Here is a 23,100-nt window from a genome sequence, read left to right as displayed (position 1 = left end):
CCTTATCCTGGTCTTTATACGTGCAAGTGCTTTCTTACTGTGATGAAACTTCCGAAGAAACCGATACCGATACCTATGAGAAGCGATATAGGAATCAGGTTATGGAACACTGTCTCAACCGGCAGGAAATTCAGCAGGGAACTGAGCATAGTAAATCTCGACACAACGTAAGTGATAACGTGAGTGTATACGAAATATATGATGACCAGAGGGATTGCGGATCCGATAAGACCGATAAGAATACCTTCAACAACGAAAGGGGCTCTTACAAAAAAGTCTGTGGCTCCAATATATTTCATGATATTTATCTCGTCTTTTCTGACTGAAATACCCATAGTTACTGTATTGCTGATAAGGAATATGGATACCAGCAAAAGAACTAAGATAATACCGGCAGATACGTAAGCAATAAGGAGGTTGAGTCCGCTCAGGGTTGTAGCTGTAACCTCAGATCTGTTGACCTCTCTGACTGCTGTTATGGATTCAATATATGTTACCAGTGCAGGCTGCATTGAAACATCGTTAAGATAAATCTGAAGGTTGGCTGAATCTGCCAGAGGGTTCTCTGTAAATCCGTCAGCATACTCTCCAAGATACTCCTCCTTAAAGCCCTCCCAGGCTTCATCGGCTGAAACATACTGGATCTCACGGACCTCTGCTCTCTTCTCAAGGTCGCTCTTTACTGCAAGAATCTCGTCCTCGGTGGTTCCCTCGTTAAAGAACACCGTAACAGAGACTCCTTCCTCCGCTGTCTTAACCACGTTCTGGAAGTTTGTGATTATGGCATAGAACAGTCCAAACAGGAAAAGACATGCTGTAATAGTGGCAATTGATGCCAACGTGTACCATTTATTTCTTCCCAGGTTTTTAAATCCCTGTCCTATTGTGTAAAAGAAACTATTAATCCTCATCGATGTACATACCCTCTTCCTCGTCCTCTATAATGACGCCCTTCTTCATGGTAATAACTCGCTTCTTCATAGCATTAACGATCTCTCTGTTATGAGTAACTACGATGACGGTTGTACCATTCTCGTTGATAGTCTCCATGAGTTTCATAATCTCCCATGAGTTATTGGGATCAAGGTTTCCTGTGGGCTCGTCCGCAAGAAGAATGGCCGGCTTGTTGACAAGGGCCCTTGCAAGAGCAACTCTCTGCTGCTCACCACCTGAAAGCTGATTGATTTTGTTCTTGTATTTTCCTGCCAGATTGACTGTGGCAAGTATAGACGGAACGTTTCGCTTGATTTCCCTTGTAGGTGTCTGAACTATCCTCTGGGCAAAAGCGACGTTTTCATAGACGTTTCTGTCCTTCAAAAGACGGAAATCCTGGAAGACTATTCCCAGATTTCTTCTGAACTTCGGAATCTTGCTGTGCTTGATTCTCTTGAGATTATAGCCGAGAACTGTAATCTCACCGTCAGTGGGAACAAGCTCTCTGAGAAGCAACTTAATAAGAGTAGACTTACCCGATCCGCTGTCGCCCACGATAAAAACAAATTCACCCCTCTTGATATGAAGGGTGACTCCGTTTAAGGCCGGTGCACCCGTAGAATAAGATTTGGTCACGTTTTCAAGCGTGATCACCTCATCCTCGGGGATCTGCCTGTTTGTCTTTCTTTTTCTGTATCCTCTTTCCATAACTCTCCTCTTTGTTTAACCGTCAATATGTATCCTAACTTACATATCGATTATGTGAACCTCTCCATGTACTTCATATATCTTACAACCATGAGTGCAATTTTGAAAGTAATGGCATCATCAAAGACCCTAAGGTCAAGTCCGGTGCTCTTCTGAAGCTTGTCAAGTCTGTATACGAGGGTATTTCTGTGAATGAAGAGCTGTCTTGAAGTCTCAGAAACATTGAGGCTGTTCTCGAAGAACTTATCAATGGTACTGAGGGTCTCCTGATCGAATTCATCAGGGTTCCTGCCTCCGAAGATCTCTTTAATAAACATCTTGCAAAGCGGAATCGGAAGCTGATAAATAAGTCTGCCGATACCCAGTTCGCTGTAGCAGATGACCTTGCGCTCATCAAAGAATATCTTGCCTACGTCAAGAGCCATCTTGGCTTCCTTGTAGGAACGGCTCACCTCTTTGATCTCACCGACAACTGTACCATAGGCAATCCTTACGCCTGAAAGTCCCTCTTTTTCAAGAGATGAAAGAATGTCCTCAGCAGATCTTGCAATCTCATATGGCTTGCCCATATCGCTGACATCCTTAACAACGATGACATTGTCCTCGTCTACCTCAGTTACAAAATCAGTTCCGCTGCCCACGCAGGTTCTGGTGAGCTCCAATATATTGCTGTCCCTGCCGCCGGCGCACTCTACGATCATGGCTACTCTCTTGGCATCGCTCTGAATGTGGAGTTTCTTGGCTCTGCTGTAGATATCAACCAGAAGAAGGTTGTCCAAAAGCAGGTTCTTGATGAAGTTATCTTTATCAAAGCGCTCTTTGTATGCAACAAGAAGGCTCTGGATCTGATATGCGATCATCTTGCCAAGCATATAGATATTGTCGCCGCTTCCTGTACAGATAAGCAGATACTCAAGCTGCTGCTCATCATATATCTTGAAATACTGATAGCCCTGTATTTCCTGCGAGTCTGCAGGAGACTCAACAAAGTCCCTGGCCACAGCTGAAACATTGCCTATTTCATTAGTGGTAGATGCAACCTCCTTGCCATCAATATCAAGCACACAAAGGTCTACATGTGCTATGTTCTTGAGCCCGTCGATTGTGTTCTGCAAAATCTGATTGGAAATCATGTATCACTCTTTCTTGCACTCCGGGTGCAGGTTAAATTATTACAAAATCTGTAATGAAAAAATCATTACTAATCCATTTTAATATAAATGTACAAAAAAATCTATATGAAGAGAGGTGTTTTTTGTCTATTTTTTTATTTTTGTGGTCAAAAGTCACAAAAAGACGCCTTATTTTTTGCCACGCAATTTCATCTTCGGTAATAATTTTTTTGTCCTTCGGCGCCGATATAACAGATAAGGGACAATATATTCATACACAAGGAGGTGGCCATATGGATATTCCTGCTTTATCGATGGCTTTAGCTCAGAACAGTATCAAGAATGATTTTGGCGTTGCTATGCTCGCAAAGAGCCTCGACAATCTCGAGGAAACCGGAGCATCCATGGTTTCGGCCATGAATTCAATGCCTTCGCCATCTCTCGATCCCAATGTCGGACAAAATATCGACATCAGCATCTGAGGCCATCAAAAAAATGGCTGTCGCACCGTTTAGTGCGACAGCCGTTTTCATTTATCACTGCGAAATATCAGTCCAGTCTGTTCTTTTTTTCTTCCTCTTTTCTGACATGCTCATCGTACATCTTTTTACCGGTAGCACCGAGCAATGCAATTATGAGCAGCCACCACCAGCTCATCTTTCTGGTCTCGTTAGTGATCGTGTCTTTGGAAGCAAGAGGCACAGCCGCGTCCTCAATTTCCTGCTTGGCTGTAAGTGTTTCCTTTGTTTCTGCGGGAAGCACAGCTGCATCGGGTGTACCAGCAAGAGCCACTCCTTCGTCAGCAATATCTACGGTACCCTGGTTGTCTCCGTTGCCGCCTTCATCTCTGCTTTCATCGCCATCACCTGCATCTGCCAGGGCAACTGCATCATCTTCTATTGTTGTCTGTGCAGCAGGTGTTACCTGAACTGCATCTGCATTAACTGCTTCCGCATTTCCTTCAACAACCTGCGCTGCCTGAGTTGTAGCTGCCACAGGTGCTGTCTGAACTGTAGCTGCCACAGGTGCTGCCTGAACTGCGCCGGCACCGGCTTCTTCAACATTTCCTCCTGCAACCGGGGATGCCACTGCATCTGCCAGAGCAACTTCTGCGTCTTCAATAGTCTGTACTGCAGGTGTTGTCTGAACTGCATCAGCACCAGCTGCTTCCATATTTCCTTCAACAACCGGAGCTGCCACTGTTTCTGCCTGAACCACGTCGCCACCAACTGCTGTCACATTTTCTTCAACAGCAGGTGCTGCCACTGTTTCCGCCTGAACCACGTCGCCACCAACTGCTGTCACATTTTCTTCAACAGCAGGTGCTGCCACTGTTTCCGCCTGAACCACTTCAGCATTTAATACTTCAACATTTTCTTCAACAACCGGTGCTACCACAGCTTCTGCCTGAGTAGCATCAGTACCGGCTGCTTCCTCTTTTACTTCAACAACAGGTGCTGCTTCAGGTTCTGCTTGTGTAACAACATCAGGTGTCACAGCTTCCGTTTCTGTCTGAGAAGCCTCACCACCGCCGGCTTCAGTTGTAGCCGCTTCACCTGCAGAAGGTGTTTCATCTGCGCCACCGGCAGCAGGCCTTACAGCAGCCTCATCTGCCTTGTTGATAAGATCATCAATAACAGTACTCAGATGGCCTTTTGCCTCATTGACCTTATCATTTGCCTCTTTCTTAAGTTCGCTCAGCTTGCTTATGAGTCCTGCAAGAGTCAGGTTGTTAAGTTCTGCCGCCTGAGCCTCATCAAGGCCTGTAAGTCCAAAGTGGGTAGCAATGTCTCCAACTCCAAGGGCATCTTTTGCTATCATTGTCTTTGACTTCTTAACGCTCTTGTCTCTTAATTCATCGATCGCACTTGATAACTCGCCAACCTGGGTCTGAGCGTTTTCAACCGCCTTCTGAGCCTCAGCAACTTCTGTGGCATAGGTATTGTACTTATCCTTAAGATTGTTTATTCCGGTTGTAGAATTGTTATCGATGTATTTATTCAGCTTTGCGGTAGCTTCTATCAGCTCGTCTACCTTTTCCTGGCTGATGCCGTACTTATCAACAACATTCTGCTTTACATAACTGTAACCGCCTTCGCCTTTAAGTACATTTGAAATAGTTTCTGTATCACCCAGTATCAGGCAGTTTGCATCTCTGTAGAGACCATTCTTGTTCTGAGTTACAAGATCATCAGGAGTTATCTGCTTAAGGCCTGCATACTGAACACCCGTCCAATTATTTGTATAGATAACACTTCCATCGTCAAGGACTGTCTTATCAAATATCTTGGTCAGATCGCCCTGATCATTGTACTTGCCATTTTTCAATAATTCAGGGAAAAGATCTCCGGGATTGCCTCCAAACAGCTCAAATTGCGTAATCATCTGCTCATTACCATTAGAATCTATATAAGAGTACAGCCTGAACATTCCCTGCTGTTTTCCTCTGGTCAGGTTATCATTGGTATCAAGCATAAAGTTATTATTGCGATAGTAATTGTGATCTTTCGAATGGGCTCGTAGCAGTTCCTCGGAAATAGCATCGCGAGCAGCTGTAGGATCAATCTCCTGCGCATCTTTTTCGTAAATAACTATTGCACTGCCAAACTCTTTTTTATTACTGCCGCCATTATAGCCATGATTTTGGTGTTCCTTGTCGGCTTTAGCAATTGAATCCCAGTTAAAATATCTGGTTACCTGCTTGATCTCACCGTTGTCATTACAATAGTAGCTTACAGTAGTATAGTTTCTCTCGTAGTTACCACCATTATTTTTAGGATCTACATAAGTAACCGGATGCTCCTCATCTTCAACAAGATCATCACCAAGTACCTGAGTAAGATAATAATCCTTGATCACCTGTTTCATGACATTTCTGCTGCTTTCACTGGAAACAGAGAACAGTCCCTGCCACTGGTCGCCTCTTGTAGCATCAAGATCATCAGCACCGGGTTCCATGGCGTCTATGGCAGCCAGAGCCTCATTCATAGCACCGACAAGATTATCAACTTTCTGACTTGCAATATCAACCTTGCTCTGGGCATCATTAGTTTTATTCTCAGCGTTATCAAGCGATTCCTGATATTTTTCATCTGCCTTATTAAGTGCTTCCTGAGCATCTTTCAGTTCCTGCACAGCTTTATCGAAGCTCTCGCTCAGTCCGTTAAAGAGCTCTATCTGGCTTTCGAGATCGTCCTTGCTGTCTTTAATCAGTTTATCAAGTTCATCCTTGGCTGCTTCTATTTCTTCTTCAGTCTCTGCGCCAGCAATCTTATCAACAAGCTCCTGTCCCTTTGTGTTGGTGTCATCAACGATTTCGTCGATATTTTCCTGCGTCTGAATAAGACCGGGAACCTTGTCATCCTCAGTAGTTCCCATTATATCTGCAGCTTTATCCACTGCTTCTACTGCATCATTATAGGCTTTATCAGCCTCTTTATTGGCACTTTCTGCTTCTGCAATCTGCTCTTTTGCGCTGTCCTCGCTGCCACTGATGTCAGCTGCAGCTGCCTCTATATTGCTGAGATTTTCACTGCCTTCAGCTTTGTCTTCCAAAACTTCCTGCGCAGCTTCAACAAGATTATTTATCTCCTCAGGAGCAGCTTCCTCATCAGCAAACTCCGCGCCGGCCTTTTCGATGTCTTTCTCTTCGTCTCCGTTAACGATGAGATCTGCAGCTTCTACAGTTTCAGCCTGTGCACTTCCGACAGCAGGTGCTTCTTCCGTAGCCGGTATCACATCGTTCTCGCTCACACATGCTTCCTGCGCCTGTGTAGCTTCAGCCTGAGCCTCAGTTGTAACAGGTTCGTAATTATCCTGGGTTTGTGAACTGCTGGATTCTGTATCGTCCGGAGGAGTAGTATCACCCAATTCACCGTCATATGCAGCATACGCTGAAATAGGTGTCTGCAAAAACAGCATTGCAGATATACCAATCGTGAGTGCTGAAAGAATCTTCTTATCTTTGATCAGACTATCTTTTCTCATTGTAATCTCCTTTCAATCAGCTTACAGCATCCTTCGCTCTTAGCTTCTAAATACATTATCGGTCAGAGGCAATCATACACTTCATCATAAAAGGCTGTAATTTTGCGTTTTTATAAATACTTTATGATAGTTTATAGTTTATAAATAAATCTGCCTCTTTTTTTATCGGCAAAAAGCAAAAAAAATAAAGAGCTGGCGCACTAAATCAGTGCGACAGCCCTTCTTTTTAAATAAATGAATTAAGATATTCAATTCCGATCATATATGCCACAGCAATTACAATTGCGACTATAAGCGGTACCGTAATGAGTTTGTAGCCTTGCTTCGGGCATTTGGGAATACCGACAAAGAACTCTTTTCTCCGCTCCATATCAGATATCTTGACCACAACACAGAAGGCCAACGATGTAAAGATAACAGCGGCCACAAAATACAGTCCGATAGTCAGAAGGATCTGCCCCGTTGCTTCAAGCTCCGTCAGCATATTCTCGGCATTGTCGATGACATCCGACGTAGCATACATCAGTATCACCTCAATGGAGTTAAAGGTTGCATGGGCGATAAACGATGTCAAAACGCTTCCCGTTGCCTCCACAAGGAGCGAGAGCATAAGTCCCATTACAGCTCCATAAGCGAACTGATTGAAATTCATATGCATCATTCCAAAAAGAACAGACGAGAGGATCATGGAACCGATTATCCTTCCGGTCCTCTGATAGCTCTGCAGGAAAAATCCCCTGAAAACCACTTCCTCTACAAACGGCCCAAACAATCCGATGGATAAGAACATCTGCCACATGGGCATTCCGAGGATCTGATCCGAAAGTCCCACAACCGTATTATCCACAAACAGCATTGATACTGAATTAATAAAAGTTACCAACGGAAAAAGAAGCACCACATACAATACCGTAAGCAGAGCTGACGATATCTTTATCCGCCTGAAGGGTATCACAACCCTGAATCTGTCTCCGCTGTAGAGAATAGCAGCGACAGCCGGAACCAGTATCACAAGCTCACTGAGGAGATTGTTGGCCAAAATAGAAAATTGGCTTCCCGTATTGAATACCCATACTGTAAGGATAAGTACCAGGGCCAGAGTTGATATGATCATGTAGAGATATGCCCTGTTGGCTCTTTTGTAATCCATGTCACTCCTCACTTCCTGACTATCGAATCAGGTCTGATCTCAATTTTGCCTTCCTTGAGAAGTCTTCCTACAGCTCTTTTAAACTCATTCTTGCTCATGCCCACCTTCTCTCTGATAAGTTCAGGTGAAGCCTTATCCGTAAACGGCAGCTTTCCGCCGCCTTCCTCTATCATGGAAAAGACCTTTTCAGCATCTGTATCCATCTGAAGATAAGCCTTTTCTCTGATGCTCAGATTCAGCTTGCCGTCGTCCTTGACTGAAACAACTCTCGCCGTAACCTGATCACCTATTCCGATATTTCCGTAGAGCTCTTTCTTGGGGATCAGGCCCGAATAGATGTCGTCAACGGCCACAAAAGCCCCAAAATTGTCGCTCATTTCATAAACAGTACCTCTTACCTTGTCATCCTTGCTATATGGACTGTTTGTCAAAAGATACTGATATACATTCATGGTGACGCAGAGTCTGTTACTCTTGTCGATATACATGGCACAGAGTACCTCTTCTCCGGGCTTAACCTTTCTGGTCTGCTCCTTGAAGGGAAGAAGCACATCCTTCTCAAGCCCCCAATCCATGAAGGCTCCGATTCTGGCCACATCCTTGACCTTAAGAAGTCTGACATCACCAAGCATTATCTTGGGCTCGGCGGTTGTCGCGATCAGCCTGTCATCAGAATCCCTGTAGATAAAGACCTCTATCTTAGAGCCGAGATCTGTTCCTGCCGGAACCTGCTTGCTTGGCAAAAGAACTTTCTCCTCCGGATCGGTATCTGCTAAATACACACCGAAGTCTACCTTCTTAACAACCTTTAAAACCTGCTTTTCACCTAATTTAATCATATGAACTCCGTTCTTCTCAAAAGAGATATCGCAATTGCCTCACTGCGCAATAAACTCTACCTTGCAGACACAATTGCCGTCTGCATCCTTTAAATTAATAGTATAGGACATCCTGTCATTTTGCAAAGACTTATAAACATCCGGGTACAAAATATCCCCAAGTCTTGCCTGCTTTCTGTATTCAGCTCTGATCCTCGAAATCCTGATGCTCTCATTATCGAGTCTGCCCAGGGCCATTCTCACGTACTGTCCGTTGTTTACGTGATTGTTTGTATCAAGGTGGTGCTCTCTTACCACGATCTCATCCGCCGCCACCGGAGTCACATCCTTGGGAAGAGCAATTTTCCTTGACATGTACTCCATATCAAGGCGCTCATCTACCGGATAGGCTTCAATGATCTCAGGGGTTATCTTGGCAGGAATCCCTTTTACAAAGTTAAACAGCGTCCACTCAGAATTGGCCACAGCAAGTCTCTCGCCATCAACCGTATCCATAAAGAAGTTACGAAGGCCAAAGTATCCCTTGATCTCATAGGGAACAGTTCCGATGATCACTTCCTCACAGAGCCTGGGGAGTCTGTTTATCTCAATCTGCCATGAGTTGAGCACCCAGGCCAGTCCGTTCTTTTTAAGATACTCCATGGAAGCCGGTCCGTCCTGTGTATGGAACGTGGAACAATCCTGAAAATAGTTGATCAGGGATTCAATTGTCAGTTCTGCATTTGTGTCTGTCTCGCTGTATCTGATTCTGGAATTGAAGCTGTACATAAGTACCTCCTGATATCTACATGGCTCTGCAATAACACGCAAAAAGCTCTTCAAAGCTAACGCTTTGAAGAGCTTGATAGCTGGGCTAGTAGGATTCGAACCTACGTAATGACGGAGTCAGAGTCCGTTGCCTTACCGCTTGGCGATAGCCCATCGGACAAGAAGTAATTATACGTGGTTCTTTTATTAATTGCAAGTACTTTTTTAAATTTTTTTCAAAAAAGAAAAAAGTGAGTCAGTGGGGACGTTTCAGTTTGACTCATTGCGCGCAATGAGTCAAACTGAAACGTCCCCACTGACTCACATATTAACCTTCGAAGAGGAGATCTGCATATGTAGGGAATGGCCAATCCTTTTTATCAACAAGCATCTCGAGCTTGTCGGCAGGCTCACGAAGAGCATCCATGGAAGGTCTCACCTTATCCTTATAGAAGAATGCGAGCTTTCTCTCGTCTGTTATCTTGCCGGCCTTGGCTTCATTGGCCTTAAGCTGGTCAAGTGCTTTCTTCATCTTGTTAAGCTCTGTTGTGATCTCTTTAAGCTCATCTGCCATTGCAGAAGCATCAGCTCCTGCTGCCTTGACTTCGTTGACATCCTTGGCAAGGCGTCCTGCGTACTTCATAACTGCAGGAATGATCTGCTTGGAAGCCATATCTATCATTGTAAGAGCCTCGATATTTATGGTCTTAGCATAGTTCTCGAAGATGATCTCTTTTCTTGACTCAAGCTCAACTTTGGTATAAACACCAAAGTCTTCAAAGAGCTTGATAGCCTTCTTGGTAGTAAGTGTATCTGCTGCCTCGATTGTGGACTTGATGTTTGGAAGTCCGCGTCTCTCAGCTTCTTTTACCCATGCATCCGAGTATCCGTCGCCGTTGAAGATGATTCTCTGGTGCTTGGTCAGGTATTCCTTCATAAGGTCGTGAACAGCAACATCAAAGTCATCTGCCTTCTCAAGGATATCTGCTGCCTCGCAGAAAGCCTCAGCAACAATTGTATTAAGAGTAGTATTTGAGCTGGCCATTGAATCTGATGAGCCAACCATTCTGAACTCGAACTTATTACCTGTAAAGGCAAAAGGTGATGTACGGTTTCTGTCTGTTGCATCCTTCTCAAACTGAGGAAGTGTTGAAACACCGGTCTTTAATTTACCGCCGCGCTTGCTGGACTTGGCAACACCTGTCTCGATAAGCTGTCTTACAACGTCCTCAAGCTGCTCTCCGAGGAATACGGAAATAATAGCAGGCGGAGCCTCGTTGGCACCAAGTCTGTGGTCATTTCCTACATCGGCTGCGCTCTGACGAAGAAGGTCTGCGTGAGTATCAACTGCCTTAAGAATGCAGGCAAGTACAAAAAGGAACTGAACGTTCTTGTTGGGTGTATCACCGGGATCAAGAAGGTTCACGCCGTCGTCTGTGCAAAGAGACCAGTTGTCATGCTTACCTGAACCGTTAACTCCGGCAAAAGGCTTCTCGTGGAGAAGACATCTCATATGATGATGCTCTGCCACTCTCTTCATGGTCTCCATTATGATCTGGTTGTGATCAACTGCGATATTTGCAGTCTCATAGATAGGTGCAAGTTCGTGCTGTCCGGGAGCAACCTCATTGTGCTGAGTCTTGTCCGGAACACCAAGCTTCCAAAGCTCTGTATTTAGGTCCTTCATAAACTCTCCGACTCTCTCACGGATAACGCCGAAGTAGTGATCCTCCATTTCCTGCCCCTTGGGAGGCATTGCACCAAAAAGTGTTCTTCCTGTAAAGATAAGATCTTCTCTCTTCATGGACTTATCCCAGTCAACCAGGAAGTATTCCTGCTCAGGTCCTACAGATACATTAACTCTCTTTGCTGTCTCGTTGCCAAAGAGTCTTACTATTCTAAGGGCCTGTTTTCCGACTGCTTCCATGGATCTTAAGAGAGGAGTCTTTTTATCAAGAGCTTCTCCTGTATATGAGCAAAATGCTGTAGGGATGCAGAGGGTAACACCTGCTCCGGACTCCTTAAGGAAAGCGGGAGATGTGATATCCCAGGTTGTATATCCTCTTGCTTCAAATGTAGCTCTAAGGCCGCCTGACGGGAATGATGATGCATCAGGTTCGCCCTTTATAAGCTCTTTGCCTGAAAAAGAAGTGAGCATGTGGCCATCGGCGTCAGCACTTCCAACAAATGAATCATGCTTCTCTGCAGTTATGCCTGTAAGCGGCTGGAACCAGTGAGTGTAGTGTGTTGCACCCCTTTCCATTGCCCAGCTCTTCATTTCGTTGGCGACAACGTCAGCAGACTCTTTGGAGAGTTCTCCGCCGTTCTCAATGACGTTTATAACTTCCTTGTAAACAGACTTCGGAAGTCGCTCTCTCATCGTTGCGATGGTAAAGACGTTCTGACCAAAAATCTCTTCTACATTAACCACATTGCTCATCCTATGTTCCCCTTTAAACTGAATTTGTATACCACTATACAATAATTCTCCGAAAACTCAAGTGTTTTTTACTGTTCCTTGGTGGAATCTTCTGCATCCACTCTGAGAATATCGTATTTTGAAGGTGTGACTGAAAGGTCAAGATATATGACCTCTTTGGAGTGCGGACAGGATTCTACAGCTGTTCCATCCTCCCTGTACATACCTTTGACCGTGGTCCTTACATCAGTTCCGTCGGGTTTCATGATCTCAATCTCATCGCCCACGGAGAACTTGTTCCTCTGCTCTATTCTAGCAAAGCCTCTCTCGTCAATATCGTAGACGATTCCGAGGTAGATGTATTCATTTATGTAAGTGTTGTTGTCATAGATCTGCGTCTCATAAGTAGGCTTGCCAAAATAAAAGCCTGTAGTGAACTGGCGATAAGTACATCTGGAAATCTGGTCAAGATACCACGGCATGTTCTGTCTGTACTTCTCCTCGGATTCGAAGTAGTCGTCTATGGCCTTTCTGTAGGTCCTTGCGACCGTTGCAACGTAGAGGGCTGTCTTCATTCTTCCCTCTATCTTGCAGCTGTCAACGCCTGCATCCACCAGCTCCGGAATGTGCTCTATCATGCACAGATCTTTGGAGTTGAAGATGTAAGTACCACGCTCGTTCTCATAAACCGGAAGGTATTCACCTGGTCTTTTCTCCTCAACAACTGCATATTTCCATCTGCAGGGATGAGTACATGCGCCATGATTGGCATCACGCCCTGTGAAATAGTTGGACAAAAGACATCTTCCCGAGTAGGAAATACACATGGCTCCGTGAATGAAGCACTCCATTTCAAGATCATCGGGAATCTTGGATGTGATCTCTTTTATCTCATTTAAAGAAAGCTCCCTGGCTGCAACAACTCTCTTGGCGCCGAGATCATGCCAGAAATTGTAGGTTTCATAGTTGGTGTTGTTGGCCTGTGTTGAGACGTGTATATCAATCTCGGGGCATATCCTTCTTGCCTTCATAAAGATACCTGGGTCTGCGATAATAAGCGCATCGGGTTTAAGCTCTTTTAACTCATGAAGATAAGTCTCAACGCCGTCCAGATCGTAGTTGTGTGCCAGGATATTGACGGTGACATGGACCTTGACTCCATGAGCATGGGCAAACTCTATGCCCTCCTTCATCTCATCATGGCTGAAATTCTTGGCCTTGGCACGAAGTCCGAAGGCATCTCCGCCGATATAAACCGCATCAGCCCCGAAGGTAACGGCTGTCTTAAGTACTTCAAGACTTGATGCAGGTATCAATAATTCAGGTTTTTTCATATTGTTCATACCTCAAAATAAACATAAATTCAGAGCTTAACAGAAAGTGTCATTCCATCGCCAACGGTCAGTATAACAGTGTTCAGCTGATCGTTGTGTTTAAGCTCATACAAATACTCGCGCATCCTTGCATGGATGGTGCGATTCCTTCTTGTTACCGCGAACCTGGATTCAAAAACATCTCCGTCCTGAAGGACGTTGTCGGAAACCAGAAGTCCGCCTTTATTAAGTATTCTCAGGCAGTCCGGCAAAAAGTTGATGTACTGCCCCTTAGCTGCGTCCATAAAAATAAAATCATACCCCGGATCAAGACCCTTCAAAATATCTGTGGCGTCCCCCTCCAACAGTGTGATTTTACCTTCGTTGTCATATTTGGAAAAGTTCTCCCTTGCTACGGGAATCCTCTTCTCAAACTTCTCTATAGTTGTTATCTTAGTGTCCGCATCGGTATAAGCGGCCATCAAAAGTGCTGAAAATCCCACTGCACAGCCAACTTCCAAAATATTCTTCGGCCTGCTCTGGGCCATCAGAAATTTTAGAAGCGCCTGCGTATCCTTGCGGATTATGGGAACCTGATCCTGAAGTGCCTGTCTCTCCAGCTCATCAAAGAACGGAAGATTGCCGGCATCAAGAGAATTTATAAAGGAACTGATCCTGTCGTTCTCACCCACCATCTGATTCGTCTCCGGTATCCTGTTCTCCGGCCTCCTCTTCAGAAGCATCCTGACCACCTGACATTATCATCAGCATCTCCTCCGGTTTCATGGCTGTGCTCAGCTCATATGTACCGGGCTTTTCCTTCTCATGGTACTCAGAGAACCTCTCCTGAAGCTTGAACAGCCTCTTGTCGGTAATAAGTCCAAGGCCGGCAAGGTTGTCAGCAATGGTATCAACATCATCACCGCTCTTAACGGTAAAGCTCACTGTCCTTCCGGTTCCGGAAGAAACCGCTGACTGACTGAATATCTGATAACCATAGCTGTAAGCCAGCTTGGCATATTTTGAGATCAGCATGGCCACAATTATGACAAATACAACCTTCACAGCTATGTCCAGCAATCCCAGAAAGAATTTTCTTGCGTTCATAAAATCTCCCCAAGGAGCCTTAGAAATGCGTATCCATTATGATAGGCATTATCATAGGCCTTCTCTTTGTCTTTTTCCATATGTAGTCACTAAGGGTATCCTTGACAATATTCTTGAGCTTAGTCCAGTCTGTAATGCCCTTCTCCAGAGCCTCAGTTACGTCGTCATAAACCATATCGGTAGCATCCTCTATGAGTTTATCGGACTCCCTTACATATACAAAACCTCTCGAAACAATGCTCGGGCCCGAAACAAGCTGAGCAGTGTCCTTATCGATTCCAAATACAACAATTACAATACCATCTTCGGCAAGATGCTGTCTATCTCTAAGTACAACATTCCCTACATCGCCGACGCCGAGTCCGTCGACAAGGATCGCTCCGACAGGAACTTTGCCTGCCACTTTGGCGCTGTCTTCTGAGAGCTCAAGGATCTCACCTGAATGAAGGATAAAGATGTTCTCCTTGGGAATTCCAAGATCTTTTGCAATCCTTCTCTGAGCGATGAGATGTCTGTACTCACCGTGAACAGGCACGGAATACTTGGGCTTAACAAGGGTATAAATAAGCTTGATATCCTCCTGGCATGCGTGTCCAGAAACATGCACATCCTGGAAAATAACCTCTGCGCCCTTCATCTGAAGCTCATTGATGATATTGGTTACAGCCTTCTCATTACCCGGGATAGGATGAGATGAGAAGATGACCGTATCTCCAGCACCGATAGTGATCTTTCTGTGCTGACCGTTGGCCATACGGCTAAGTGCAGCCATACTCTCTCCCTGGCTACCTGTAGTGATGATGGTTGTCTTATTGTCAGGGAAGTTCTTGATCTGGTCTATGTCAACAAGAGTGTTCTCAGGAATCTTGATACACTCAAGCTTCTGGGCAATATCAATAATGCTGACCATACTCCTGCCTTCCACGGCAACCTTACGGCCACACTTGTGGGCGGTGTTTATGATCTGCTGAACTCTGTCAACGTTGGATGCAAAAGTAGCTACGATGATCCTTGAGTTCTCATGATCAGCAAACAGATTGTCGAGTGCCCTTCCTACAGTCTTCTCAGACGCAGTAAATCCGGGACGCTCAGCGTTTGTTGAATCGCACATAAGGGCGAGAACACCTTTTTTACCAATCTCAGCAAAGCGCTGAAGGTCGATAGGATCTCCGTATACAGGAGTGTAGTCAACCTTGAAATCTCCCGTGTGCACCACTGTTCCTGCCGGTGAATAAATGGCAAGAGCCGCAGCATCAACGATAGAGTGGTTTGTTCTTATAAACTCAACCCTGAACTGTCCAAGATTAATGGACTGTCCAAACTTTACAACTTTTCTGCGTGTCTTTTTAAGGAGATTGTGCTCCTCGAGCTTGTGCTCGATGATGCCCATTGTAAGGCGTGTCGCATAAACAGGCACATTGAGCTCATGAAGAACATAAGGCAGCGCACCGATGTGGTCCTCATGTCCGTGGGTAATTACAAAGCCCTTAACCTTATCTATATTCTCCTGCAGATATGTGATATCAGGGATTACAAGATCGATTCCCAGCATGTCATCGTCGGGAAAAGACAGTCCGCAATCCACCACAATAATACTGTCCTCATACCTGAAGGCAGTGATGTTCATTCCAATCTGCTCAAGGCCTCCTAACGGAATGACCTGCAGCTTGGACGTGTTTTCAGTTTTCTTTTTACTCAAATTAATTCCTCCATATAATTTTGGCGGACGCAAAGAATAGGATATAAACCCCTAACCCGTTAAATATCCAGATCTATGCCATCCTCAGAGAGCAGCTTACTAAATACACCTGCAACTGCTTCAAGCTCCAGGTCGTCATCAACAATAACGTAAACCGCCTCTTCATCTTTTAAATCGGAGTCGTCGCGCAGTATAAGCGCCTCTCCGTCACCATCTTCTTCATCCGTAACCAGCAGATATGTCTTGCCACCTATAGTGGTCTGTTCAAGACAATAAAACTCTACCGCTTCTTCTCCATCGGGGCTGAATAAAATCTTTTCCAAAATAAATCACCTTTTCAACTTGTTGTCCAGATAATCCTGAAGAATTATCTGGGCTGCAATCATGTCAACGTACTCTTTTCGCTCTTTCCCCTTAATGCCGGCTTCATTCATTATCTCATCAGCCTCAACCGTTGTAAGGCGTTCATCCAGCATCTCTACAGGTATCCCTGTCCTTCTCTCAATCTTGTCCTTAAATTCAAGGCATAACTCAGAGCGCTCAGAGACAGACTCGTCCATGTTCAGGGGAAGTCCCAATACAATCTTTTCCACCCCGTACTCCTGAATGAGTTCTTCTATGCGCGCCAGTGTTTTTCTAAGTTTGTTCTCTTCTTTTCTACGGATAATTTCTTTGCCCTGGGCAGTGAGTAAAAGCTCATCGCTGATAGCTACGCCCACAGTCTTGGAACCGTAATCAAGTCCCATAATTCGCATTATTTCTTGGCCCAATCGTTGCTCTTGATGTACTCAGTGAGCATCTCCTCTACAAGCTCATCTCTCTCAACCTTCATGATGAGGCTTCTTGCACCCTTGTGGCTTGTGATATATGTGGGATCTCCGGACATGATATATCCAACAATCTGGTTAACCGGATTATATCCCTTCTCCAGAAGCGCATCATAAACTACAGAAAGTACCTTCTTAACGCCTGTCTCAGGCTCTACTTCAACTTTAAAAAATTGGGTATTTCCTAAATCCTGATCTGCCATGATTTCTATCTCCATTCGTTATATTTTGTGAGGGAGTCCTCCCTCTTATAATCTCGGAAAAATAATATATCAATATAATGATACCAAACCATTTGTATTTGTTCAAATCTGAGTCAAACTGATACGTCCCCGATGACTCACGCCAAAAGTGTTTCGTCGTTCAGCATTCCTGTCGGCACAACAGTTGTAATCTCGCCGGATTTAGCTTCATTGTAGGCATCGGTACCCTCTTTCACGGCAACTCTGACATATCTGTCGGTATGACCGATAAGGTATTTTGCACCTCCGTGCTCCTCTTCATCTTCCCAGAGAACCTTAAGCTCTTCTCCGATAAAAGACTCTCTGTAAGCCTTCGAATCTCTTTCTGTAAGCTCGATCAGAACGTCACTTCTTGCTGACTTCTGCCTGTCGGTGAGCTGATCGGCAAGTCCTGCTGCCACAGTTCCCTTTCTCGGGGAATACTTAAAGACATGCATCTCGTAGAACGCGATGTCCTCAGCAAACTTCCTGCACTCCTCAAACTCTTCCTCACTCTCTCCGGGGAAGCCTACAATTACATCCGTTGTGATAGCCGGTCTGTCAAACGCTTTGCGCAAAAGAGCTACACTGTCCATATACTCTTCGGCGGTATAATGTCTGTTCATTCTCTTCAGTACTGAGTTGCAGCCGCTCTGAAGCGAAAGATGGAAGTGTGGGCAGAGCTTACTTATCTTTGCGAGTCTGTCGACATTCTCTTTAGACATAAGACGAGGCTCTATCGATCCCATACGGATCCTCTCAATGCCCGAAATATCGTTAACCTTTTCAAGAAGCTCTATAAGCTGCGGCTCTCCCTTATCAACACCGTAGGAACCCACATGGATACCGGTTATTACAACTTCCTTAAGGCCCTTTGCAGAGAGGTCTTTTATCTCAGAAAGGACATCCTCCATATCACGGCTTCTGACCCTTCCTCTGGCATATGGTATTACACAATAGCTGCAGAACTGATTGCAGCCGTCCTGGACCTTGATATAAGCCCTTGTGTGCTCGGGAAGTTCAGAGAGTCTCATGTTCTCATATTCGTGAGTGGCGTTTATATCAATGACTGATCTTCCGCCCATGGTCTTATCTTCAATGCCTTCCCTCGCAGCCATGAACTCCTCAAGGATGCTGACAATCTCAGACTTTTTATTGTTACCGACAGCAAGGTCTATACTCTCATCTTTTTTGACACCGTCTATTCCGGTCTCCACGTAGCATCCGACAGCCACCACCACAGCTCCCGGATTTTCCTTTTTTGCCTTGTGAAGCATCTGCCTGGATTTTCTGTCGGCGATATTTGTAACGGTACAGGTGTTGATGATATAAACATCTGCAACGTCGGTAAACGGAACCAGCTTACAGCCTGCATCTGCAAGCTTCTGGCCCATAACATCCATCTCATAACTATTAACTTTACATCCAAGGTTGTGCATCGCAACCCTTAAACCGCTAATCTTATTCATTTTTATGTTGAAAACCTCATTGACTTTTGACAATCATACGTTTACTATAAAGAAAAGAAGGAGGTACTTGACCAATGAAGACAGTTAAGATTTCTTTAAATTCCATCGATAAGGTTAAATCTTTCGTAAACGATATTACGAAGTTCGATTATGATTTCGACCTTGTATCAGGAAGATACGTTATCGATGCTAAGTCTATTATGGGTATTTTCTCACTCGATCTTTCAAAGCCGATCGACCTTAATATCCATGCAGAAGACGGCGCTGAAGAGATCCTTGAGGTTCTCAAGCCCTACATGGTCTAATCAGTAACTGATTAGATCTATCAAAAAAGATTATTACAGACCATCTCGATAATATCGGGATGGTCTTTTTACTTTCCTGTTACTTCTTTATCTCAATCACTTCATCTGTATCAAGAGCTGTCTGAACCAGCTCATCAATCTTCTCGGAAAGATCCTCCTCATGCCTCTGGATAATATCCAGCCTTGGCTTTGTTACAGGATGCTTGGCCACAAATATTGTGCAGCAGTCCTCGTAAGGAAGGATAGATGTCTCATAGGCATCGATCTTTACTGAGATATCTACGATATCCTGCTTGTCAAAGGCGATAAGCGGTCTGTAAACCGGCATGTCTTTTACTACCTCTCCTGTGCACATAAGGCTCTGCATGGTCTGGGAAGCAACCTGGCCGATACTCTCGCCTGTTATAAGTCCCATACATCCCGATCTTGCTGCCAGGATATCTGCAATCTTCATCATATATCTTCTCATGATGATGGTCAGCTCATCATGTGGGCACTTCTCATAAATGTACATCTGAATATCTGTAAAGTTGATGACATGAAGCTTGATATTGCCTGTGTACTTGGCGATAACACCCGCAAGGTCGACAACCTTCTGTTTAGCCTTCTCACTGGTGTAAGGCGGCGCATTGAAGTAAACGGCCTCAATATCAACACCTCTCTTGGCAACCATGTAACCTGCAACAGGCGAATCAATTCCTCCAGAGAGAAGAAGCATAGCCTTGCCTGCAGTTCCGATGGGCATTCCACCCGGGCCCGGGATGATCTCGGAAAAGATGTTGAGCTTCTCACGGATCTCAACATTTATGAGAATCTGAGGGTCATGAACATCAACCTTCATCTCAGGATAAGCATCAAGGATCCTGCCACCTATCTCAGCTGCCATCTCCATGGAATCCATAGGATAGCTCTTATCAACTCTTCTGCACTTAATCTTGAAAGTGCGGTTCTTGTCAGGGTATACTCCATCAACGAAGTCCACAACCGCCTTGCAAACTCCGTCAACATCAGGAAGATTATTCTCCCCGTCTCTTTCTATTGTCACAGCAGGACAGATTCCGGTTATTCCAAAGACTCTCTGGAGTGCGGAAACAGTCTCGTCAAAATCGAAGCCGGCAGCCTCAACATAGACTCTTCCTGCGACCTTGGAGATCTTGAACTCGCCGTCGCATCCTCCTAAAACTCTTTTGATCTGTCTTACAAGGGCATCTTCAAAAATATATCTGTTCTTGCCCTTAACTCCGATCTCTGCGTATTTGATTACAAAAGCATGGTACTGCATATCAATCTCCTTAATGCCTGTAAAACTTTCTCATTGTCTCTACCTGAGAAGAGAGAACATCCAAAAGATAGTCAATCTCCTCTTTTGTTGTCTGGGTAGACATACTGATACGTATTGTTGATTCCAAAAGGCTCTTATCAAGCCCGATGGACTTAAGCGTATCCGAAACATGTGGGTTATTGGAAGTACATGCGCTTCCGGCTGAAACGTAAATCTCTTTACTGCTCAGCATGTTGAGTATAGTCTCCGCAGCAAGTCCCTTTATTGAAACGCTCACAATGTGCGGAGCTCCCTTTTCGCACTCGGGACCATTGAGCCTGATGTCCGAGATCCTCTCAGCAAGAGAATCCATAAGGTATTTCTTGAGCTCGTACAGAGCGCTCATTTTCTCATCAAAATTATCGTAGCACATCTGTGCAGCAAGGGCCATTCCTGCGATACCCGGAACATTTTCGGTGCCGGATCTCATACCCTTCTGCTGACCTCCGCCGTAACATATGGGGGTTATCTTAGTTCCTTTTTTGATATAAAGGAATCCCACGCCCTTGGGGCCGTGTATCTTGTGGGCGCTGACAGCCAAAAGATCGATGTTCATTGACCTTGGTCTTATTCTGAACTTGCCATAGGCCTGCACTGCATCCACATGAAATACTATCTGGTCGTTTATAGATTTAATGAGCTTTCCGGCATCAGCAATTGGCTCCACTGCGCCGATCTCATTGTTTACAAACATCATAGATACAAGAATTGTATCTTCTCTTATTGCGTTCTTTAAATCGTCGAGCCTCACAACACCGTTCTCATCAACAGGAAGGTAAGTTATTTCAAAGCCTTCCTTAACAAGCTCCTGGCAGCTCTCCAAAACAGCCGGATGCTCTATGGAGGTTGTGATTATGTGCTTGCCTCTCCAGGCATTTGCCCTCGCAGCTCCGATAATTGCTGTGTTGTCAGACTCCGTTCCGCCTGAGGTGAATACTATCTCCGCAGGATCAACCTTCAAGGTATCAGCGATTGTCTCTCTTGCACTGTAGAGTCTGTTGCCGGAAATAGTTCCCATGTGATGTACACTGGATGCATTTCCGTATTCTTCTGTCATTATCCTGGCCACCAGCTGTGCCACTTCATCGTAGGCTCTTGTGGTGGCTGAATTATCCAAATATGCTCTCATTTTATTACTCAGCTTTCAAGGTGATACATAAGCCATGCTATCGCAGTAAATCCGGCCGTCTCGGTTCTAAGGATCCTCTTGCCCAGAGTGATGGGCTTTATGTTGTTCTCAGAACACAGCGCTATCTCATCCTCCGAGAATCCCCCTTCGGGGCCGATGAAAAGAGCTATGCTCCGGCCGGGTTCTATATTATCTATTATCTGTCTGGTCACCGAGATGTCTTTTGCATTCTCATAGGGAATGAGGCGGACATCAATGCCTTCGCTGTCGCAGTATTCTATAGCCTGCTTCATGGTGATGGGCAGCATAACCTCAGGGATAATACCGCGCTTACTCTGCTTGGCTGCAGCCTCGGATATTGCCTGCCATCTCTTTTGCTTGGCCGGTGCCTTTTTTTCATCTATCTTGACAACGCATCTCTTGGTCTTCAAAGGAACAATCCTGTAAGCTCCCAGCTCAACCGCCTTCTGGATGATGAGTTCCATCTTATCCACCTTGGGAAGTCCCTGGAAAAGATATATCTTGGAGGGCAGTTCGTTTCCCTGTTCCTCAACAAAGCAAAGATTGCCGATAACGGATTCGCCCGTGATCTCTTCTATTTCGTAAAAGAGCTCACGTCCTTCTCCCTCTTCTCTGATGCTGACGGAAAACTGCTCTCCCACCTTCATGCGAAGGACACTTACCATGTGATTGTAATCGCTGCCTGTTACTTCCACCTTCTTAAGATCAGGTGTGATCTGACTGCTGTCCACAAAGAAATGAAACATTAATTCTTCCTCGATGTGATTGAAACCCAGTCTCCCTGATGATGGATCTCAAGAATCTCAAGACCCGCATCAAGATGCGCCTTCTTCACTTCCTCCTCCTTGGTATTGATAATACCGGAGGTGATATAGATTCCGCCGCTCTTTAGCTGGTTTAAAATAACCGGTGTCAAAGGAACAAGTACATTGGCCAGAATGTTGGCAACTACGATGTCGTATTTGTCGTATCCAACCTTGTCCTGAACCTCTTTATCGTCAATGATATTTCCGATCATCATGTCAAACTTGTCGGATGAAATACCATTGTTTTCCATATTTTCTTTTACCGCAGGAACAGCACATTTATCAAGGTCAGTTCCCACAGCATGCTTTGCTCCGAACATCAAGGCCAGGATGGAAAGTACTCCGCTTCCTGTTCCGACATCCAAAAGCTCGGTATCCTCTGTTACATATTTCTTAAGCATCCTGATGCAGAGCTGTGTTGTCTCATGCATACCGGTTCCGAAAGCTGTTCCGGGATCGATATGAAGGACCATGCCAGCCTTTCCCTCGTCCTCTGCGCTTTCTTTTTCCCAGGATGGAATAACAAGTATATCATCAATGTAGAATTTATGAAAGTACTGCTTCCAGTTGTTGATCCAGTCTATATCTTCAGTAACATCAACGGAGATTGTACCATCACCTATATCGGAGAATGACTTAAGTTCCTCAAGCTTCTCTCTGATGGCGGCCTGCATCTCTTCCGGAGTCTTCTTGACCTTCTCGTATTCACCTTCATCATTGGGAAGTTCAACTGTGAGCATGTTGTCGTCATCAATCTCAACAAAGAAGCTCAGGTATGCAACTCCGCTCTCAATACCGCTTTCTGTCTCATCCGGTTCAAGCTCCGGTGCATCAATGAACATCTGCTCCTTGTCGGCTGCAGATAAAGGTGCATTATCCTCAATCTGAGCACCCTCAAGACCTATGTCCTCAAGGTAACTTACAATAATGTCTTCTGATTCTTCATTTGTTCGAACTCTGAAACGCATCCATTTCATAATAGTTTGT

Annotated in this window: 22 protein-coding genes and 1 tRNA gene; 2 read left to right on the top strand and 21 right to left on the bottom strand. The window is 44.9% G+C overall.

All coding sequences use genetic code 11. From position 1 onward, the window contains the following. Positions 1–14 precede the first annotated feature (14 nt). From ftsX to G590_RS0115150, 3 genes are all read right to left on the bottom strand, one after another. Positions 15–911, bottom strand: a complete 897-nt coding sequence (gene ftsX / locus G590_RS0115160; protein WP_022766510.1) for a permease-like cell division protein FtsX — start codon at positions 909–911, stop codon at positions 15–17. Beyond that, entirely contained in the window at positions 901–1,587 is a 687-nt protein-coding gene (gene ftsE, locus G590_RS0115155) for a cell division ATP-binding protein FtsE (RefSeq protein ID WP_026494199.1), read from the bottom strand. The genes ftsX and ftsE overlap by 11 nt, the downstream gene beginning before the upstream one ends. Before the next feature lie 104 nt (positions 1,588–1,691). Further along, positions 1,692–2,774, bottom strand: a complete 1,083-nt coding sequence (locus tag G590_RS0115150) for a PucR family transcriptional regulator (RefSeq protein WP_022766508.1) — start codon at positions 2,772–2,774, stop codon at positions 1,692–1,694. A gap of 272 nt (positions 2,775–3,046) precedes the next feature. Between G590_RS0115150 and G590_RS0115145 the strand changes: the two genes are divergently transcribed. Further along, positions 3,047–3,235 carry a YjfB family protein gene (locus G590_RS0115145; RefSeq protein WP_022766507.1) on the top strand — a complete coding sequence of 63 codons (189 nt, stop codon included), beginning with the start codon at positions 3,047–3,049 and terminating at the stop codon, positions 3,233–3,235. A 67-nt stretch (positions 3,236–3,302) separates the two neighbouring features. Here G590_RS0115145 and G590_RS0115140 read toward each other — a convergent pair whose 3' ends face one another. From G590_RS0115140 to mtaB, 14 genes are all read right to left on the bottom strand, one after another. Beyond that, positions 3,303–6,740: a hypothetical protein gene (locus G590_RS0115140; RefSeq protein ID WP_022766506.1), complete on the bottom strand. Its 3,438-nt coding sequence runs from the start codon at positions 6,738–6,740 to the stop codon at positions 3,303–3,305. 226 nt (positions 6,741–6,966) lie between these two features. Then, positions 6,967–7,890, bottom strand: coding sequence for a CPBP family intramembrane glutamic endopeptidase (locus G590_RS0115135; protein ID WP_022766505.1), 924 nt, complete (start codon positions 7,888–7,890; stop codon positions 6,967–6,969). Between the two features lie 8 nt (positions 7,891–7,898). Continuing rightward, a complete protein-coding gene (locus G590_RS0115130; RefSeq protein ID WP_022766504.1) occupies positions 7,899–8,729 on the bottom strand; it encodes a CvfB family protein in 831 nt (276 codons plus the stop codon). A 39-nt stretch (positions 8,730–8,768) separates the two neighbouring features. After that, positions 8,769–9,497, bottom strand: a complete 729-nt coding sequence (locus tag G590_RS19820) for an acyl-[acyl-carrier-protein] thioesterase (protein WP_035763473.1) — start codon at positions 9,495–9,497, stop codon at positions 8,769–8,771. Positions 9,498–9,577: 80 nt separating this feature from the next. Next, positions 9,578–9,650, bottom strand: a tRNA-Gln gene (locus G590_RS0115120). Positions 9,651–9,804: 154 nt separating this feature from the next. Further along, the gene (locus tag G590_RS0115115) at positions 9,805–11,916 is read right to left on the bottom strand and encodes a glutamine synthetase III family protein (RefSeq protein WP_022766502.1); all 2,112 of its coding nucleotides are present in this window, start codon (positions 11,914–11,916) and stop codon (positions 9,805–9,807) included. Positions 11,917–11,984: 68 nt separating this feature from the next. Further along, positions 11,985–13,229: a peptidase U32 family protein gene (locus G590_RS0115110; protein WP_022766501.1), complete on the bottom strand. Its 1,245-nt coding sequence runs from the start codon at positions 13,227–13,229 to the stop codon at positions 11,985–11,987. Between the two features lie 29 nt (positions 13,230–13,258). Next, positions 13,259–13,951, bottom strand: coding sequence for an O-methyltransferase (locus tag G590_RS0115105; protein WP_330361684.1), 693 nt, complete (start codon positions 13,949–13,951; stop codon positions 13,259–13,261). Further along, positions 13,893–14,315, bottom strand: a complete 423-nt coding sequence (locus G590_RS20850; RefSeq protein ID WP_022766499.1) for an endolytic transglycosylase MltG — start codon at positions 14,313–14,315, stop codon at positions 13,893–13,895. The genes G590_RS0115105 and G590_RS20850 overlap by 59 nt, the downstream gene beginning before the upstream one ends. A 19-nt stretch (positions 14,316–14,334) precedes the next feature. Next, positions 14,335–16,014: a ribonuclease J gene (locus G590_RS0115095; RefSeq protein WP_022766498.1), complete on the bottom strand. Its 1,680-nt coding sequence runs from the start codon at positions 16,012–16,014 to the stop codon at positions 14,335–14,337. A 59-nt stretch (positions 16,015–16,073) separates the two neighbouring features. Further along, complete coding sequence (locus G590_RS0115090; RefSeq protein WP_022766497.1) at positions 16,074–16,337, bottom strand: DUF1292 domain-containing protein; 264 nt, start codon at positions 16,335–16,337, stop codon at positions 16,074–16,076. Between the two features lie 6 nt (positions 16,338–16,343). Further along, the gene (ruvX, locus tag G590_RS0115085; RefSeq protein WP_022766496.1) at positions 16,344–16,769 is read right to left on the bottom strand and encodes a Holliday junction resolvase RuvX; all 426 of its coding nucleotides are present in this window, start codon (positions 16,767–16,769) and stop codon (positions 16,344–16,346) included. Beyond that, a complete protein-coding gene (locus G590_RS0115080; protein WP_022768041.1) occupies positions 16,769–17,044 on the bottom strand; it encodes an IreB family regulatory phosphoprotein in 276 nt (91 codons plus the stop codon). Before G590_RS0115080 ends, ruvX begins: the two co-directional genes overlap by 1 nt. A gap of 137 nt (positions 17,045–17,181) precedes the next feature. Next, entirely contained in the window at positions 17,182–18,531 is a 1,350-nt protein-coding gene (mtaB, locus tag G590_RS0115075; RefSeq protein WP_022766494.1) for a tRNA (N(6)-L-threonylcarbamoyladenosine(37)-C(2))-methylthiotransferase MtaB, read from the bottom strand. 74 nt (positions 18,532–18,605) lie between these two features. Between mtaB and G590_RS0115070 the strand changes: the two genes are divergently transcribed. Beyond that, positions 18,606–18,836, top strand: coding sequence for an HPr family phosphocarrier protein (locus tag G590_RS0115070; protein ID WP_022766493.1), 231 nt, complete (start codon positions 18,606–18,608; stop codon positions 18,834–18,836). 79 nt (positions 18,837–18,915) lie between these two features. On the opposite strand, the gene thiI is transcribed toward G590_RS0115070, so the two are convergent. The 4 genes from thiI to prmA are packed head-to-tail and all read right to left on the bottom strand — an operon-like array spanning position 18,916 to position 23,090. After that, positions 18,916–20,118 carry a tRNA uracil 4-sulfurtransferase ThiI gene (thiI, locus tag G590_RS0115065; protein WP_022766492.1) on the bottom strand — a complete coding sequence of 401 codons (1,203 nt, stop codon included), beginning with the start codon at positions 20,116–20,118 and terminating at the stop codon, positions 18,916–18,918. A 10-nt stretch (positions 20,119–20,128) separates the two neighbouring features. Beyond that, complete coding sequence (locus tag G590_RS0115060; RefSeq protein ID WP_022766491.1) at positions 20,129–21,286, bottom strand: cysteine desulfurase family protein; 1,158 nt, start codon at positions 21,284–21,286, stop codon at positions 20,129–20,131. An 8-nt stretch (positions 21,287–21,294) separates the two neighbouring features. Continuing rightward, complete coding sequence (locus G590_RS0115055; RefSeq protein WP_022766490.1) at positions 21,295–22,053, bottom strand: RsmE family RNA methyltransferase; 759 nt, start codon at positions 22,051–22,053, stop codon at positions 21,295–21,297. Beyond that, positions 22,053–23,090 (bottom strand): 50S ribosomal protein L11 methyltransferase, encoded by a 1,038-nt coding sequence (prmA, locus tag G590_RS0115050; protein ID WP_022766489.1) that lies wholly within the window; start codon positions 23,088–23,090, stop codon positions 22,053–22,055. Before prmA ends, G590_RS0115055 begins: the two co-directional genes overlap by 1 nt. Positions 23,091–23,100 lie beyond the last annotated feature (10 nt).

Origin of the sequence: Butyrivibrio sp. XPD2006 (assembly GCF_000420865.1) — a bacterium.
Lineage (GTDB): Bacteria > Bacillota > Clostridia > Lachnospirales > Lachnospiraceae > Butyrivibrio.
The sequence above is the reverse complement of the archived record's forward strand: the minus strand, read 5'-3'. Positions and strand labels throughout refer to the sequence as shown.

Coding starts and splice junctions, on each gene's coding strand:
- G590_RS0115115 (WP_022766502.1), bottom strand. CDS start 11,916: ATGAGCAATGTGGTTAATGTAGAAGAGATTTTTGGTCAGAACGTCTTT.
- G590_RS0115080 (WP_022768041.1), bottom strand. CDS start 17,044: ATGGCAGATCAGGATTTAGGAAATACCCAATTTTTTAAAGTTGAAGTA.
- ruvX (WP_022766496.1), bottom strand. CDS start 16,769: ATGCGAATTATGGGACTTGATTACGGTTCCAAGACTGTGGGCGTAGCT.
- thiI (WP_022766492.1), bottom strand. CDS start 20,118: ATGCAGTACCATGCTTTTGTAATCAAATACGCAGAGATCGGAGTTAAG.
- G590_RS0115110 (WP_022766501.1), bottom strand. CDS start 13,229: ATGAAAAAACCTGAATTATTGATACCTGCATCAAGTCTTGAAGTACTT.
- G590_RS0115130 (WP_022766504.1), bottom strand. CDS start 8,729: ATGATTAAATTAGGTGAAAAGCAGGTTTTAAAGGTTGTTAAGAAGGTA.
- prmA (WP_022766489.1), bottom strand. CDS start 23,090: ATGAAATGGATGCGTTTCAGAGTTCGAACAAATGAAGAATCAGAAGAC.
- G590_RS0115070 (WP_022766493.1), top strand. CDS start 18,606: ATGAAGACAGTTAAGATTTCTTTAAATTCCATCGATAAGGTTAAATCT.
- G590_RS0115105 (WP_330361684.1), bottom strand. CDS start 13,951: ATGCTTCTGAAGAGGAGGCCGGAGAACAGGATACCGGAGACGAATCAG.
- G590_RS0115055 (WP_022766490.1), bottom strand. CDS start 22,053: ATGTTTCATTTCTTTGTGGACAGCAGTCAGATCACACCTGATCTTAAG.
- G590_RS0115060 (WP_022766491.1), bottom strand. CDS start 21,286: ATGAGAGCATATTTGGATAATTCAGCCACCACAAGAGCCTACGATGAA.
- G590_RS0115135 (WP_022766505.1), bottom strand. CDS start 7,890: ATGGATTACAAAAGAGCCAACAGGGCATATCTCTACATGATCATATCA.
- G590_RS0115145 (WP_022766507.1), top strand. CDS start 3,047: ATGGATATTCCTGCTTTATCGATGGCTTTAGCTCAGAACAGTATCAAG.
- G590_RS0115140 (WP_022766506.1), bottom strand. CDS start 6,740: ATGAGAAAAGATAGTCTGATCAAAGATAAGAAGATTCTTTCAGCACTC.
- G590_RS20850 (WP_022766499.1), bottom strand. CDS start 14,315: ATGAACGCAAGAAAATTCTTTCTGGGATTGCTGGACATAGCTGTGAAG.
- G590_RS0115150 (WP_022766508.1), bottom strand. CDS start 2,774: ATGATTTCCAATCAGATTTTGCAGAACACAATCGACGGGCTCAAGAAC.
- G590_RS19820 (WP_035763473.1), bottom strand. CDS start 9,497: ATGTACAGCTTCAATTCCAGAATCAGATACAGCGAGACAGACACAAAT.
- ftsX (WP_022766510.1), bottom strand. CDS start 911: ATGAGGATTAATAGTTTCTTTTACACAATAGGACAGGGATTTAAAAAC.
- mtaB (WP_022766494.1), bottom strand. CDS start 18,531: ATGAATAAGATTAGCGGTTTAAGGGTTGCGATGCACAACCTTGGATGT.